Source organism: Rouxiella badensis, assembly GCF_026967515.2.
GTDB classification, from domain to species: domain Bacteria; phylum Pseudomonadota; class Gammaproteobacteria; order Enterobacterales; family Enterobacteriaceae; genus Rouxiella; species Rouxiella badensis.
The window spans coordinates 4631138-4645790 of sequence record NZ_CP114062.1; the positions used below are offsets into that span (position 1 = coordinate 4631138).

The window sequence follows — 14653 nt, forward strand, 5'->3', positions numbered from 1 at the left end:
GCGCCGTTAGCCGATAATCGCATGCGGATAAAAGCGCGAGAGATCCTGGGTGATTAATGCCCGATCTTCGCGTAGGCCGATGCCGCAAGGTTCGCCGTTGACCAGCCAGCTGCCGATTAGCGTGTAGCTGTCGTTAAAGCGCGGCATCGGGCAATATTCCTGCACGATCATGCCTTCCTTGCCGTACGGGCCTTCCGCACTGGCGATCTCTTTGCCGTTCTCAATGATGCGAATGTTGGCACCTTCACGTGAAAACAGCGGCTTAATGACATAGCTGTCCATCGGCGGGTGTGCGTCTTCGGCAAAGTAGGACTCAAGCAGATTCGGGTGGTTAGGGAACATCTCCCACAGCAGTGGCAGCAGCGCTTTGTTGGAGATAATCGCCTTCCAGGCCGGTTCAAGCCAGCGAACGCCGGCGTCTTCCAGCTTGGTGGAAAAAGTCTCGCGGAACATAAATTCCCACGGGTATAGCTTGAACAGGTTGCTGATGATTTGATCCTGCGGATCGGTAAACTGACCGCGCTCACCTAAACCGATCTCTTCTATATAGAGGAAATCGTTCGCGAGTCCGGCTTCCTGCGCGCAGTCCTGCAGATACTGTACGGTGCCGCGATCCTCTTCCGTGTCCTGACAGCAGGCAAAATGCAGCAGTGAAAAGCCGTGCTGATTCTTCAGTTCAGAAAATCGCTCGATCAGTTTTTCTTGCAGACTGTTGTACTGATCCGCCTGCTGAGGCAAACCGCCTGCAGCAATTTGATCTTCAAGCCACAGCCACTGGAAAAATGCGGCCTCATAGAGCGAGGTCGGCGTATCGGCGTTGTTCTCCAGCAGCTTGGGTGGATTTACGCCGTCATACACCAGGTCCATGCGTGAATAGAGCGAAGGTTGCTGCGTGCGCCACGAGGCCCTGACAAACTCCCAGACGTGTTTGGGGATCTGGAATCTGGCCATCAGCGCGTCGCTGTTCACCACGCGATCCACGACCTTCAGGCACATTTGGTGCAGTTCCGCCGTAGCATCTTCCAGCTGTTCAATCTGCGCCAGCGTGAATTGATAGTAGGCGTCTTCACACCAGTACGGCTCGCCGTACATTGTGTGGAAGTTAAAGCCGAACTCGGTGGCTTTTTCGCGCCAGTTAGGACGCTCTTGCAGGGCTACGCGTTTCATTATTAGCCACCCATACTGCGCATTGGAGTACGCGTACTCGAGGCTGCACTGCGCTGCATCGAGGTTTGTTTCGCCACGCTCTCGCCGAAGCCCCCGCGGGTCACTGTGCTGGTGGTCGCCGGTTTTGGTGCCATCGCCGATGGCGGCACGTTCATGCTGCGGCCGGTCGTTGCCGGACCATAGCTCTTACCGCTCGCATCGACAAACTTGCCGTTAGCCGGGCTGCCTGCGTTCTTGGAGGTAAACAACGGCTGCTGTGCATATCCGCCGCCGCCCATCATTCTGCCCATCATAAAGCCTGCCATCAGCGGCATCCACATGCTGCCACCTTGCTGAGACTCGGCAGACATGCCGGCCTGCGCTGGAGCCTGCGTACATTGAGACTCACCAAATTCGGCCACACAGTCGGCACGATTGGCGTATTTTGGCGCGGTTTTAGCCGCTTCGGCTTTGGCTTCGGTAAAGGCTTTGGCACATTGCGCACTGCTGGAAGGGTTTGCCTTTGAACAGTCGTCGGCGTTCTGATAAAGCGACACGTTTTCATCACTTTTTTCACAGGCGCTGAGCATAAATACGGCGCTGATAGCTATAGCGGCCGGGGTAATTCGCGAGCTACGCCAGGATTTCCGGAAGGTAGCAAGATTAATATTTTGTGTCCGTTTCATTGTATAGATCCCATTGTCGGGCTTTTATTTGCCCTTACCCAGAGTGAGTTACATTTGTAACAGAATAAGAATAAGGTAAAGATGCTTACTATTAAAGCAGGAACGGCCAACGTTACGAGACTTTACGTTCAGACGTGAAATCTGACCAGAAAAGGGGGGGTTGGTGCGGATTATGGGCTGGATGAGAAAGAAAACCGCCTCTGGAGGCGGTTGTAGAAAAGCTTTAGCGTGTTTTCAGAAACATCTACCTAGTTTTGGAAAGGATTACCGCTGGCCTTCACTGCCCTTGGCGTCGCTGACACGCTGGCGCGTTTAATCGGTGCAGGGGCTGGCATTGTGCTAGTGTTTAAACCATCTGCCGCCGCATTTTGCTGCGGTGTTTCAGGCGCAACCTGCTCAGGACTGGTTGGCACCGGCTGTCCCAGCACGCCGTTGAGCGCCAACAGGTCGTTTTCATTGAGCGTACCCAAAGCTGACTTCACGTTTAACTGGTTAATAAGATAGGTATAACGGGCGCTCGAGAGCTCCTGTTTAGCGTTATACAGCGTGGTCGTCGCGTCGAGCACGTCAACGATAGTGCGCGTGCCTACCTTGTAGCCTGCTTCCATCGCGTCCAGAGAACTTTGGGCGGATACCACCGCCTGCTTATAGGCGTTGATACTGCTGATGGAGGCTGAAATATTGTTAAACGATGAACGGACGGTCTGCACGACGCTGCGGTGCGCGCTCTCAAGTTGCTCGCTGTAGTTAACGAAGCTGAGCTGTGCCTGTTTAACCTGCGAAGTCACTGAGCCGCCGCTGTAAATAGGAATAGTCAGGCTCAGGCCAACCTTGTTTTCACCGGCGTTAGAGTCATCATAACCATACGCCGGGCCGGTTCTTGAGCCGTTGTATTTAGTATTGGTCAGTCCCGTTGAGGCGGTAAGATCCAGCGTCGGCAAGTGGCCTGCTTCGTAATAGCGAATTTCTTCACGCGCCAAATCCTGCGACAGTCGGGCTGACAGCAGGCTCAGGTTGCGGTTATCAGCTTCTTTGAGCAGATTGTTGACCGGCTCAGGACGCTGGGTGTTAAAGGTTGCGATATTTAGCGATGCCAGCTGCGGGTAGTAAACACCGGTATATTGGCGCAGGACCTCAAGGTAGTTATCCAGGTTATTGCGCGCGGTGACTTCGTTCGCCAGCACGGTGTCATAACTTGAACGAGCGTTCTGCACGTCGGTGATGGCCACCAGGCCTACATTGAATCGCTGTGTGGTTTGGTCCAGCTCTCGGTAAACCGCCTGTTTCTGCGCTTCGGTATAAATGAGGGCATCAATCGCACTCAAAACGTTGAAATACGCAGTAGCGGTGTTCAGAATAAGAGTCTGCTGCGCAGTCTGATAGGTGACATCGGCAATACCGGCCGTTTTTTCCTGCAGCGTCAGAGAGCGCCATTTAGACATATCAAAAATAGTTTGCGTCAACTGCAATGCGCCACTGGCGATCTTACTGTTTACGCCGTTTGCATCACGATAACCGTTGGCATAGTCGTAATCGAGGCCTAATCCCAACTGCGGCAGCAACGGGCTGCGTGCTTCATTAATTTTCTCAAATGCGGCATCACGGGTTGCAGCAGCCGCACGCAAATCCGGGTTACTTTCCTTAGCTTGCCTGTATACCTGCATGAGATTTTCAGCCTGGCCCATCGTGCTAAAGCCGCCGAGACCCAGAGCGACGAGAAGAGGTAGCAGTTTCTTCATTTGCATTCCTTGTAGTGCAGCAATGTTATTATTTAATGCTGTCATTAAAACTAACAGACGCGGATTCTAGCAGAGATTTTTAGGCAATTTGCATGACGTAATGTGCCATCTCAGCCGCTTGTATCCAAATCTAACACAAAAAATCTTGATTATTATTACCGCATCTTCATCAAAAATGCCTGAAATGGAGATAATTTAATTTTAACCGTGGACGGGGTAGCATCGTAATGGACAAATTCAAAGATTCGCCAGTAGTTTTCGGCAGAAATGATTTAGAAATTATTGCGATAGAAAACCGTTACCAAGGTTTTTTCTCCATTAACGCCTATCGGTTTCGCCATCGCCTGTTTAATGGTGAAATGAGCGGAGAGGTGGTGCGAGAAGTTTTTGAACGTGGCCATGCTGCCGTTCTGCTACCTTATGATCCCATACGCGATGAAGTGGTGGTGATTGAACAAATTCGTATACCTGCACTGGGATCCAGCGAGACCCCATGGTTACTAGAGATGGTCGCAGGTATTATAGAAGAGGGCGAAACGGTAGAAGACGTCGCCCGCCGCGAAGCATTGGAAGAAGCTGGCGTAGTGGTTAAACGCTGTAAACCGGTACTCAGCTATCTGGCAAGTCCAGGCGGTACCAGTGAGCGCCTTTCTATTATGGTCGGCGAAGTTGATGCGACGACGGCAGAGGGAATTCATGGTCTGGAAACTGAAAATGAAGACATCCGGGTACACGTGGTCAGCCGGGAGCAGGCTTGCCGCTGGGTGGAAGAAGGAGCGATAGACAATGCTGCGTCAGTGATTGCCCTGCAATGGCTGGCTCTGCACCATGAATCCTTAAAAAAAGAATGGGTTGAATAATGATCAAGCGCTATGTTCCCGATTTTCCTGAAATGATGCGACTGTGCGAGACCAATTTTGCACAGCTGCGCCGTTTGCTGCCTCGAAATGATGAAGTGGGACAGACGGTGACTTATCAGGTAACTAACGCGACCTACCAGTTAAAAATTCTGGAATCGACACGCTATACTTCGCTGGTTGAAATCAAGCAGACCGCCCCCGCCGTCAGCTATTGGAGCCTGCCTTCAATGAGCGTCCGCCTTTATCACGATGCCATGGTTGCTGAAGTGTGTGCGAGCCAACAGATCTTTCGTTTCAAAGCACGCTATGATTATCCTAATAAAAAGTTGCATCAGCGTGACGAAAAGCATCAAATTAACCAGTTTCTTGCTGATTGGTTGCGCTATTGTCTGGCGCATGGAGCCATGCCAGTTCCGGTTTGTTAGACAGACTTGAATAACAAAGGATCGAATTTGGAAAGCCTGTTTAAGCTGCCTTTGGTAGATGGGGCCAAAGTCAGGATATTACAGATTACAGATACTCATCTTTTTGCGGGTGAAGACCAGACTTTGCTGGGCGTTAACACGTTTCGCAGCTATCGCGCCGTGCTGGACGCCATTTCTGCCGAGCAGCGTGAGGTTGATATTATCGCGGCGACCGGGGATTTAGCCCAGGATCAATCGGTCGAGGCCTATCACCACTTTGCAGAGGGCATTAATCGATTTCATGCCCCCTGTGTCTGGTTGCCCGGAAATCATGATTTCCAACCTGCCATGGTGGATGCATTGGCCGAAGCAGGGATCCACCCTTCCAAACAGGTATTGCTGGGCAACGATTGGCAAATTCTTCTGCTCGACACTCAGGTTTTCGGCGTGCCGCACGGTGAGCTGAGCGAATATCAGCTCGACTGGATGACCCGTTGCCTGGACCAGTATCCCGACAGATTTACCCTGATTATGCTGCACCATCATCCGCTGCCGTCGGGCTGTACCTGGCTTGATCAGCACAGTCTGCGCAATGCGCACACGCTGGCGACGGTGCTGCAAGCGTATCCGCAAGTGTCGACGCTGCTTTGTGGGCATATTCATCAGGAGCTGGACCTCGACTGGTACGGCAAGCGCCTGTATGCCACGCCGTCGACCTGCGTGCAGTTCAAACCTCACTGCACCAATTTTACGCTGGATACGCTCGCCCCAGGTTGGCGATATCTGACGCTACACCCTGATGGCCGCGTCGAGACTGAGGTTTGCCGTTTGCAAACCAGCGAGTTTAGCCCCGACGCCGACGCGGAAGGTTATTAATGAGTACCTTGCTTTATCTGCACGGGTTCAATAGTTCTCCTCAGTCTGCCAAGGCGACCGCGATGAAAGCCTGGCTCGCCGAGAACCACCCGCGCATCGAAATGATTATCCCGCAGCTTTTGCCTTATCCCGCCGACGCCGCCGAGCAGCTCGAAACGCTGGTGATGGAAAAATCGGGCGAGAAGATTGGCATCGTTGGCTCGTCTCTCGGCGGCTATTACGCTACCTGGCTGTCGCAGTGCTTTACTCTGCCGGCGGTGGTGGTTAATCCCGCAGTGCGGCCTTATGAACTCTTAATCGACTATCTCGGGGTCAATCAGAACCCCTACACCGGCCAGCAATATGTGTTAGAGTCTCGCCATGTTTACGATCTCAAAGTGATGCAGATCGAGCCTTTGGAGTCACCCGATTTACTCTGGTTACTCCAGCAAACCGGCGATGAAACCCTCGACTACCGTCAGGCCGTGGCGTATTACACCGCGTGCCGCCAGACCGTAGAACCCGAGGGTAATCACACTTTTGTCGGGTTTGAACGTTATTTCTCACCGATTGTGGATTTCTTGGGGTTGGCATCGGATTGAGTATTACTCACGGCGGGCGTTTTGCTTGCCGCAGTCTCGTTCGCCAGCAACAGTATCGTTCACTCACAACCAGAGCCACGAATTAATAAACGATGAGCCAATCAACTTATAACGCGGATTCTATTGAGGTTCTCAGCGGCCTTGAACCTGTGCGTCGCCGTCCTGGCATGTATACCGATACGACTCGGCCCAACCATCTGGGGCAGGAAGTTATCGATAACAGCGTCGATGAGGCGCTGGCCGGTCATGCCCGTCGTATCGAGGTCATTCTGCACGCCGATCAGTCGCTTGAAGTGACCGACGACGGACGCGGCATGCCGGTGGATATTCACCAGGAAGAGGGCATTCCTGCGGTTGAGCTGATCTTCTGCCGCCTACACGCGGGCGGTAAATTCTCGAACAAAAACTACCAGTTCTCCGGCGGCCTGCATGGCGTAGGGATCTCCGTAGTTAACGCCCTGTCCACGCGTGTGGAAGTGACCGTGCGCCGCGACGGGCAAGTCTATGCCATGGCGTTTGAAAACGGCGACAAGGTGCAGGACCTCAGCGTTACCGGCACCGTCGGTAAGCGTAACACGGGGACCAGCGTCCATTTCTGGCCAGACGCCAGCTTCTTCGACAGTCCGCGTTTTTCCGTCAGCCGACTCAGCCATTTGCTGAAGGCCAAGGCGGTTCTTTGTCCGGGCGTTGAAATCATTTTCAAAGATCAGGTCAACAACACCGAGCAGCGCTGGTGCTATGAAGACGGTCTGACTGATTACCTGATGGAGTCGGTCAACGGCCTCATCACGCTGCCTGAAAAGGCTTTCGTCGGCGCGTTTGCCGGAGATACCGAAGCGGTAGACTGGGCGCTGCTGTGGTTGCCTGAGGGCGGCGAGATGCTGACCGAGAGCTACGTTAACCTGATCCCGACCATGCAGGGCGGAACGCACGTCAATGGTCTGCGTCAGGGTCTGCTTGATGCGATGCGCGAGTTCTGCGAATTCCGCAATATTCTGCCTCGCGGCGTTAAGCTCTCCGCAGAGGACATCTGGGAGCGCTGCGCCTATGTGCTGTCGGTCAAGATGCAGGATCCACAGTTTGCCGGTCAGACTAAAGAGCGTCTTTCTTCTCGTCAGTGTGCGGCGTTCGTTTCCGGCGTAGTAAAAGATGCTTTTAGCCTGTGGCTGAACCAGAACGTGCAGGCCGCCGAGCAGCTTGCCGAACTGGCGATTTCCAGCGCGCAGCGTCGTATGCGTGCAGCGAAGAAGGTTGTGCGTAAGAAGCTGACCAGCGGTCCTGCGCTGCCGGGCAAACTGGCCGACTGTACCTCGCAGGACCTGAAAATGACCGAGTTGTTCCTGGTCGAAGGGGACTCGGCGGGCGGATCCGCCAAGCAGGCACGTGACCGCGAATATCAGGCGATCATGCCGCTTAAGGGCAAGATCCTCAACACCTGGGAAGTCTCTTCCGATGAGGTGTTGGCCTCGCAGGAGGTTCACGATATTTCTGTGGCGATCGGCATCGATCCTGACAGTGAAGACTTGACCCAGCTGCGTTACGGCAAGGTTTGTATCCTCGCGGATGCGGACTCCGACGGTCTGCACATCGCCACGCTGCTGTGTGCGCTGTTCGTGCGCCACTTCCGCTCACTGGTACGCGGTGGTCACGTTTACGTTGCCATGCCGCCTCTCTACCGCATCGACTTGGGTAAAGAGGTGTTCTACGCGCTGGATGAAGAAGAGAAAACCGGCGTGCTTGAGCAACTGAAACGCAAGAAAGGCAAGCCAAACGTTCAGCGATTCAAAGGGTTGGGTGAAATGAACCCCCTTCAGCTGCGTGAAACAACGTTGGATCCCAATACCCGCCGTCTGGTGCAGTTAACCATCGACGAAGACGATGTCGATCAGACGCTGCGGATGATGGACATGCTGTTGGCCAAGAAACGTTCTGAAGACCGCCGCAACTGGCTGCAAGACAAGGGCGATACCGCTGAGCTCTCAGTCTAATCTTTTCATGCTTTGTTCGGGGAATGGGTCTCTTGGTGCACCTGAATTCTGCATGACTGGGTGGAACAAGTTAGAGACATAAAAAAACCGGAGCCCTTACAGCTCCGGTTTTTTTTAGGTTCTCATCAGGAAAAACTCAGATATAGGTCAGCTTTTCTCGATGATATTGATCTTCACGTCCACGACGTCGTGTTTGATATTTTCACGATGTGCGTGCATGTGTGCCGCCTGCTGATGATCTTCCAGATGTGCCAGGCTTTCCCAATCTTCCAGCATAAAGATGGAGTTGGGCGCACTCTGACGCCATGGGATATGCCCTTTAACGTCAAGAAAAGGCTCATAACGATGGCAGCCTTTTTCTTGCAGAACCTGTGGCAGCAGCTGGGTAATTTTTTCCAGCACTGAATCACGACGGCCTGGCTTGATGATGATTTCAGCGATAACGGTTATCATAAAAACCTCGTTTTCCCTTTAAATGTGTGAGCCTTACAAACTCCCGGCTCACGAGAATGGCGCATTCTGAGTGTGGCAATAAACGCAGAATTTGCCAAACTCAGGATTTACTCAGCGTCTTCCGCTTGACCAAATACGTGTTCAAGGTGTGCGCGGTAGTTAGCGAAGTAACCTTCGATGTCCGGCTGTTTGATAACGTCGTTACACATAAAGGTCGGCAGGGTGTCCATACCGAGGAACTGGTTGGCTTTGTGGAACGGCAGATAAACACCGTCAACGCCCACGCCGTGGAAGAACTGGTCTTTATCTTCAAAGGCTTCCAGTGGCGCATTCCAGGTCACGGAAAGCATGTATGCGGTGCCTTGGATAAGGCCGCCGGAACCGTATTTTTTCGAAGCGTCGGAGCGGGAACGGCCGTCGCTTTCGTACAGACGACCATGGCCTTCGGTGAAGACTTCATCGATATATTTTTTCAACGTCCACGGCGCGCCCATCCACCAACCTGGCATCTGATAGATGATAGCGTCGGCCCACAGATAGCTCTCGATTTCGGCTTCGACGTCGTAGCCTTGTTCGATATGAGTTACGCGAACGCGGTGGCCAGCGTCACGCAGGAAAGAATCGGCAACCTCGGTAAGGCTGATGTTCAGTGCGCCTTTAGAGTGGGCAAAGGTTTTTCCGGCATTGATAATCAGTATGTTGCTCATGGCATAGGCCTCATTAGTAAACTGTTGAGGGAATTGTAACTGAGATTGTTGCGCTTAAAAATGTGCGCCAGAGCACAATACTATTGCTCTTAATGCAATAATTGGCAGGGGTTTATCGACTTTTAGCTGCGCTTTCGTGCAGTGACTGTTCGCTGAAAACACAGCAACTGTGACAGCAAGACGCCATATGATGTACTATCGCGGACATCATCGCCCTGTGCGACAGCGCCCGTGCGTGTCTGCAACCGGGCCTCCTTATTTTCCAGAACGTTCATTTTCCAGCACGACAGTGCGATGGATCTGAGGATAAAAAAGTAATGAGTGAAGTGACTCATGACGGTACAGAGCGTTTAGCGCTGCATACGTTTACCGAGAATGCCTACCTGAACTACTCCATGTACGTAATCATGGACAGGGCACTCCCTTACATCGGCGACGGCCTCAAGCCGGTTCAGCGCCGCATTATTTATGCTATGTCTGAGCTGGGTCTCAGCAATAACGCAAAATTTAAAAAATCTGCCCGTACCGTCGGTGACGTATTGGGTAAGTATCATCCGCACGGCGACAGCGCCTGTTACGAAGCGATGGTATTGATGGCTCAGCCTTTCTCCTATCGCTATCCGCTGGTGGACGGGCAGGGGAACTGGGGCGCACCGGATGACCCTAAGTCGTTTGCCGCGATGCGTTACACCGAATCGCGTCTGTCGAAATACGCCGAAGTTCTGTTGCGTGAGCTGGCGCAGGGTACCGTTGACTGGGTGCCAAACTTCGACGGCACGATGCAGGAGCCGAAAATGCTGCCTGCGCGTCTGCCGAACATTCTTCTCAACGGCACCACCGGCATTGCAGTAGGCATGGCGACGGACATTCCGCCGCATAACCTGCGTGAAGTTGCCAACGCTGCTGTCGCCTTGCTTGAAAAGCCCGGCAGCACGCTCGAAGATCTGCTGGAATACGTGCAGGGGCCGGACTTCCCGACTGAAGCCGAAATCATTACGCCGCGTAACGAGATCCGCAAAATTTACGAATCCGGCAAAGGCTCGGTTCGTATGCGTGCGCTGTGGAAAAAAGAGGACGGCGAAGCAGTGATAACCGCGCTGCCGCATCAGGTTTCCGGTGCCAAGGTGCTGGAGCAGATTGCCAGCCAGATGCGCGCCAAGAAGCTGCCGATGGTTGAGGATTTGCGCGACGAGTCGGATCACGAGAACCCGACCCGTTTGGTTATTGTTCCGCGATCTAACCGTATCGATCTCGATCAAGTGATGAACCACCTGTTTGCGACCACCGATCTTGAGCGCAGCTACCGGATCAACATGAACATGATCGGTCTGGATAACCGTCCGCAGGTGAAAGGACTGGTTGAGATCCTGACCGAGTGGTTGTCGTATCGCCGTGACACCGTGCGCCGCCGTCTGAACTTCCGCCTGGATAAGGTGTTGAAGCGTTTGCATATTCTTGAAGGTTTGTTGATAGCCTTCCTGAACATCGACGAAGTGATCCACATCATTCGCTCCGAAGATGAGCCGAAACCGGTGTTGATGGAACGTTTTGCGCTGAGCGAAACGCAGGCCGAGGCGATTCTCGAGCTGAAATTGCGCCACCTCGCCAAGCTGGAAGAAATGAAGATCCGCGGCGAGCAGGACGAACTGGCGAAGGAGCGCGACCAGCTGCAGGCGCTGCTGGCTTCAGAACGTAAGCTGAGCACCCTGATCCGCAAAGAAATTCAGGCCGACGCTGAGGCCTACGGAGACGACCGCCGTTCGCCGATTATCGAGCGTGAAGAAGCGAAGGCGATGAGCGAAAGTGACTTCATTCCGTCCGAGCCGGTGACCGTTGTTCTGTCCGAGATGGGCTGGGTTCGCAGTGCCAAAGGGCATGATATCGACCCGACCGGCCTGAGTTACAAGGCGGGCGACAGCTTCCGCAGCGCCGCACGTGGTAAGAGCAATCAACCGGTGGTGTTCATCGACTCCACCGGTCGCAGCTATGCGTTGGACACCAACACGCTGCCGTCGGCGCGTGGTCAGGGCGAGCCATTAACCGGTAAGCTGACGCCGCCGCCGGGCGCGACTATCCAGCAGGTGCTGATGGCCGCTGACGATCAGAAGCTGCTGATGGCCTCCGACGCAGGCTACGGTTTCGTGTGTACCTTTAACGATTTGGTTGCACGCAACCGTGCGGGCAAGGCGATGATCACGCTGCCTGAGAACGCCAGTGCGCTGCCGCCTATCGAGCTGGTGGGTGACGACGACATGCTGTTGTCGATTACCAGCGCGGGCCGCATGCTGTTGTTCCCGGTCGCCGATTTACCCCAGCTGTCGAAGGGTAAAGGCAACAAGATTGTCTCGATTTCTGCGGCTGATGCCGCATCGGGAGCCGATAAACTTGCCTGGTTACTGGTGCTGGCACCGCAAACGTCTATCACGCTGCACGTTGGCAAGCGCAAGCTGACGCTGCGTCCTGAAGATTTGCAGAAGTTCCGCGCTGAACGCGGCCGCAAAGGCACGCTGCTGCCACGCGGTTTGCAGCGTATTGACAGGGTCGAAGTCGATGGACCGGCGCGTCCTTCAGTCGGTGACAGCGAAGAATAACGCATCTTATATTGCTTTAATCAGGGCACTTCGGTGCCCTTAATTGCCCAGCTTCACAAAGAATGAAACGATAATTATCAACTTGTGCACGAGCTTGATAATCTTTATTCCTGAGTACAAATAATTTACGTTTGTTGCAATCGCTATTATTTGGATTAATAAAAACCCTCTCCGGGTGAAGAATAACTATTGTATAGAGCCAGCTGAGGCCCGAGAATAGTCCAGCGGCAAGGGAACGGCAGGGGCAAACAGAGTTTGACTCCGGTTGTATGCTTAAGAGGGTGTTATGTTATTTATTTTTCGCTTTATTTATGTCGTGGTTTTCTCAATTCTGTTGTGCATTTTCGGTTCTATTTATTGCCTTTTCAGTCCAAGAAATCCAAAACATGTTGCGACTTTCGGCCATCTTTTTGGCGAACTGGCACCTATCCTTGGCCTGAGGGTTGAAAAACGAACGCCTCCTGAGGCCGCCCATTACGGCAACTGTATTTACATTGCTAACCACCAGAATAACTACGACATGGTGACAGCGGCCAAAGCCGTTCAGCCTCGCACCGTGACCGTGGGTAAAAAAAGCCTGGTATGGATCCCGTTCTTCGGGCCGCTGTACTGGCTGACCGGTAACCTACTGATTGACCGTGATAACCGCACCAAAGCGCACGGCACTATCTCTCAGGTTGTCGAGCAAATTAAAAAGAAAAACGTTTCTATCTGGATGTTCCCGGAAGGCACCCGCAGCCGTGGGCGCGGTCTGATGCCGTTCAAAACCGGTGCTTTCCACGCAGCCATCTCCGCCGGTGTGCCTATCGTCCCAATCTGTGTGTCTAACACCAGCAACAAAATCAAACTGAACCGCTGGAATAACGGTTTGGTGATTGTTGAAATGCTGCCGCCGATTGACACTACGCAGTATGGTAAAGAACGCCTGCGCGAATTATCGGAACACTGCCGTCAATTGATGGCCGATAAAATAGCCGAGCTTGATGCGGAAGTTGCGCAGCGCGAAGCCGAGATGAAGATAAAAAAATAAATAGTTATTTTTAATTCCCCGCCGGATAAGGGCTTTTTACAGAGCCTCACGGCGGGCAATTATTATAGGGTCCGCCGCCATTGAAGGTCAGTGGGCTGATATCGCAGCTTAGATTTTGTGTTCATGGAGAAGATATGTCCCTCAGTCGTCGCAGTTTTATACAGGCAACTGGAATGGCGCTTGCCGCCGGGTCTTTGCCGCTGAGGGCAAACGCAAGCGAGGCCCAGCCCGTATTACCTGTTCCTCCGCTGATTGAGTCCCGCCGCGGACAACCTCTTTTCCTGACGCTTCAGCAGTCGCATTGGGCATTTTTGGGCGGCAGTAAAGCACCGGTCTGGGGCTTTAACGGGATGTATCTCGGCCCGACGGTGCGGGTTTACAACGGCGATGACGTTAAGCTTATCTACAGCAATCGCCTGCCTGTGCCGGCGGCTATGACCATCAGTGGTCTACAGGTTCCCGGCACGCTGACCGGCGGCGCGGCGCGTTTGATGTCGGCGGGCAGCGACTGGTCACCGGTGCTGCCTATTCGTCAGCCTGCCGCAACCTGCTGGTATCACGCCAATACGCCAGGGCACATGGCTGCGCACGTCTATAACGGGCTGGCAGGGATGTGGCTGGTGGAAGATGACGTCAGCAAGAGTCTGCCGCTGCCTAATCACTACGGTGTGGACGATTTCCCGGTGGTTATTCAGGACAAGCGTCTGGATAATTTCGGCGTGCCACAGTACGACACCCCCGCCAGCGGCGGTTTCTTCGGTGATACCATGCTGGTTAACGGCGTGCAGAGTCCGTTTGTGCAGGTCTCGCGCGGCTGGGTGCGTTTGCGTTTACTCAACGCCTCAAATGCGCGTCGCTATGAGCTGACGCTGACCGACAATCGCCCATTCCACGTGATAGCCTCCGACCAAGGGTTCCTGCCTGCGCCGGTCTCCGTGCAGCGCCTTTCTCTGGCGCCCGGTGAACGCCGTGAAGTGCTGATTGATATGTCGCAGGGCGACGAGGTGTCGGTGTCTGCTGGCGAAGCCGCGGGTATTATGGACAGGCTGCGCGGTCTGTTCCAGCCTTCAAGCATTCTGGTTTCGACCATCGTGCTTACCTTGAAACCTACCGGCCTGCTGCCGCTGGTGACTGACAATCTGCCTATGCGCCTGCTCGCCGATCAGCTGATCGTCGGTAACGTTGTGCGCAGCCGCGAGTTCCGCCTGGGGGATAACCAGCCGGGCATCAATGGCGCGGTGTTTGATCCCTCAAGGACCGACGTTCAGGCGTTGCAAGGGACGTGGGAGCGCTGGACGGTGCACGCGGACCTGCCGCAGCCATTCCACGTTCAGGGCGTGACCTTTATGGTCAAGACGGTTAACGGTGCTGCACCGCTGGTAGAAGACGCTGGATTCAAGGATACGGTGTGGGTTGATGGCGAGGTTGAACTGCTGGTTTACCTCAATCAGCCGTCCTATGACCATTTCCCGTTCTTCTTCTACAGCCAGACGTTAGAGCTCGCCGATCGCGGTTCGATGGGGCAGATGGTCATACAACCCTCGCCGAGCTATTAATAAACTCGCCAGGCTATTCAATAAAAAAGGGAGCGG

13 protein-coding genes are annotated in these 14653 nt (G+C 53.7%); 8 read left to right on the top strand and 5 right to left on the bottom strand.

Annotated elements, in window-relative coordinates; translation table 11 throughout:
- Positions 1–6: 6 nt before the first annotated feature.
- The 3 genes from O1V65_RS21430 to tolC form a co-directional block, all read right to left on the bottom strand.
- On the bottom strand, positions 7–1167 hold the full coding sequence (locus O1V65_RS21430) for a glutathionylspermidine synthase family protein (protein ID WP_017492964.1): 1161 nt from the start codon (positions 1165–1167) through the stop codon (positions 7–9).
- A 2-nt stretch (positions 1168–1169) separates the two neighbouring features.
- The gene (locus O1V65_RS21435; RefSeq protein WP_017492963.1) at positions 1170–1832 is read right to left on the bottom strand and encodes a DUF1190 family protein; all 663 of its coding nucleotides are present in this window, start codon (positions 1830–1832) and stop codon (positions 1170–1172) included.
- Between the two features lie 248 nt (positions 1833–2080).
- A complete protein-coding gene (gene tolC / locus O1V65_RS21440; protein WP_086005823.1) occupies positions 2081–3577 on the bottom strand; it encodes an outer membrane channel protein TolC in 1497 nt (498 codons plus the stop codon).
- 221 nt (positions 3578–3798) lie between these two features.
- Here tolC and nudF point away from each other — a divergent pair, with 221 nt between their 5' ends.
- The 5 genes from nudF (at position 3799) to parE (ending at position 8280) form a co-directional block, all read left to right on the top strand.
- Positions 3799–4431 (top strand): ADP-ribose diphosphatase, encoded by a 633-nt coding sequence (gene nudF / locus O1V65_RS21445; RefSeq protein WP_017492961.1) that lies wholly within the window; start codon positions 3799–3801, stop codon positions 4429–4431.
- Positions 4431–4856: a DUF1249 family protein gene (locus O1V65_RS21450; RefSeq protein ID WP_017492960.1), complete on the top strand. Its 426-nt coding sequence runs from the start codon at positions 4431–4433 to the stop codon at positions 4854–4856. Before nudF ends, O1V65_RS21450 begins: the two co-directional genes overlap by 1 nt.
- A gap of 27 nt (positions 4857–4883) precedes the next feature.
- Positions 4884–5711, top strand: a complete 828-nt coding sequence (cpdA, locus tag O1V65_RS21455; RefSeq protein WP_017492959.1) for a 3',5'-cyclic-AMP phosphodiesterase — start codon at positions 4884–4886, stop codon at positions 5709–5711.
- The gene (yqiA, locus tag O1V65_RS21460; protein WP_017492958.1) at positions 5711–6292 is read left to right on the top strand and encodes an esterase YqiA; all 582 of its coding nucleotides are present in this window, start codon (positions 5711–5713) and stop codon (positions 6290–6292) included. The genes cpdA and yqiA overlap by 1 nt, the downstream gene beginning before the upstream one ends.
- 92 nt (positions 6293–6384) lie before the next feature.
- Entirely contained in the window at positions 6385–8280 is a 1896-nt protein-coding gene (gene parE / locus O1V65_RS21465; RefSeq protein ID WP_017492957.1) for a DNA topoisomerase IV subunit B, read from the top strand.
- Between the two features lie 147 nt (positions 8281–8427).
- Here parE and O1V65_RS21470 read toward each other — a convergent pair whose 3' ends face one another.
- Entirely contained in the window at positions 8428–8733 is a 306-nt protein-coding gene (locus O1V65_RS21470; RefSeq protein WP_017494184.1) for a putative quinol monooxygenase, read from the bottom strand.
- 107 nt (positions 8734–8840) lie between these two features.
- Positions 8841–9440, bottom strand: a complete 600-nt coding sequence (locus O1V65_RS21475; RefSeq protein ID WP_017494185.1) for an NAD(P)H-dependent oxidoreductase — start codon at positions 9438–9440, stop codon at positions 8841–8843.
- A 317-nt stretch (positions 9441–9757) separates the two neighbouring features.
- Here O1V65_RS21475 and parC point away from each other — a divergent pair, with 317 nt between their 5' ends.
- The 3 genes from parC to ftsP all read left to right on the top strand — a co-directional run bounded on the left by parC (position 9758) and on the right by ftsP (position 14617).
- Complete coding sequence (parC, locus tag O1V65_RS21480; RefSeq protein WP_017494186.1) at positions 9758–12031, top strand: DNA topoisomerase IV subunit A; 2274 nt, start codon at positions 9758–9760, stop codon at positions 12029–12031.
- A gap of 286 nt (positions 12032–12317) precedes the next feature.
- Positions 12318–13061 carry a 1-acylglycerol-3-phosphate O-acyltransferase gene (locus tag O1V65_RS21485; RefSeq protein WP_017494187.1) on the top strand — a complete coding sequence of 248 codons (744 nt, stop codon included), beginning with the start codon at positions 12318–12320 and terminating at the stop codon, positions 13059–13061.
- 134 nt (positions 13062–13195) lie between these two features.
- On the top strand, positions 13196–14617 hold the full coding sequence (ftsP, locus tag O1V65_RS21490; protein ID WP_084913073.1) for a cell division protein FtsP: 1422 nt from the start codon (positions 13196–13198) through the stop codon (positions 14615–14617).
- Positions 14618–14653: the final 36 nt, after the last annotated feature.

What these genes read in the sequence shown, in the direction of transcription:
- O1V65_RS21430 (WP_017492964.1), bottom strand. Translation starts at nt 1,167, where the DNA reads ATGAAACGCGTAGCCCTGCAAGAGCGTCCTAACTGGCGCGAAAAAGCC.
- O1V65_RS21435 (WP_017492963.1), bottom strand. Translation starts at nt 1,832, where the DNA reads ATGAAACGGACACAAAATATTAATCTTGCTACCTTCCGGAAATCCTGG.
- tolC (WP_086005823.1), bottom strand. Translation starts at nt 3,577, where the DNA reads ATGCAAATGAAGAAACTGCTACCTCTTCTCGTCGCTCTGGGTCTCGGC.
- nudF (WP_017492961.1), top strand. Translation starts at nt 3,799, where the DNA reads ATGGACAAATTCAAAGATTCGCCAGTAGTTTTCGGCAGAAATGATTTA.
- O1V65_RS21450 (WP_017492960.1), top strand. Translation starts at nt 4,431, where the DNA reads ATGATCAAGCGCTATGTTCCCGATTTTCCTGAAATGATGCGACTGTGC.
- yqiA (WP_017492958.1), top strand. Translation starts at nt 5,711, where the DNA reads ATGAGTACCTTGCTTTATCTGCACGGGTTCAATAGTTCTCCTCAGTCT.
- parE (WP_017492957.1), top strand. Translation starts at nt 6,385, where the DNA reads ATGAGCCAATCAACTTATAACGCGGATTCTATTGAGGTTCTCAGCGGC.
- O1V65_RS21470 (WP_017494184.1), bottom strand. Translation starts at nt 8,733, where the DNA reads ATGATAACCGTTATCGCTGAAATCATCATCAAGCCAGGCCGTCGTGAT.
- O1V65_RS21475 (WP_017494185.1), bottom strand. Translation starts at nt 9,440, where the DNA reads ATGAGCAACATACTGATTATCAATGCCGGAAAAACCTTTGCCCACTCT.
- parC (WP_017494186.1), top strand. Translation starts at nt 9,758, where the DNA reads ATGAGTGAAGTGACTCATGACGGTACAGAGCGTTTAGCGCTGCATACG.
- O1V65_RS21485 (WP_017494187.1), top strand. Translation starts at nt 12,318, where the DNA reads ATGTTATTTATTTTTCGCTTTATTTATGTCGTGGTTTTCTCAATTCTG.
- ftsP (WP_084913073.1), top strand. Translation starts at nt 13,196, where the DNA reads ATGTCCCTCAGTCGTCGCAGTTTTATACAGGCAACTGGAATGGCGCTT.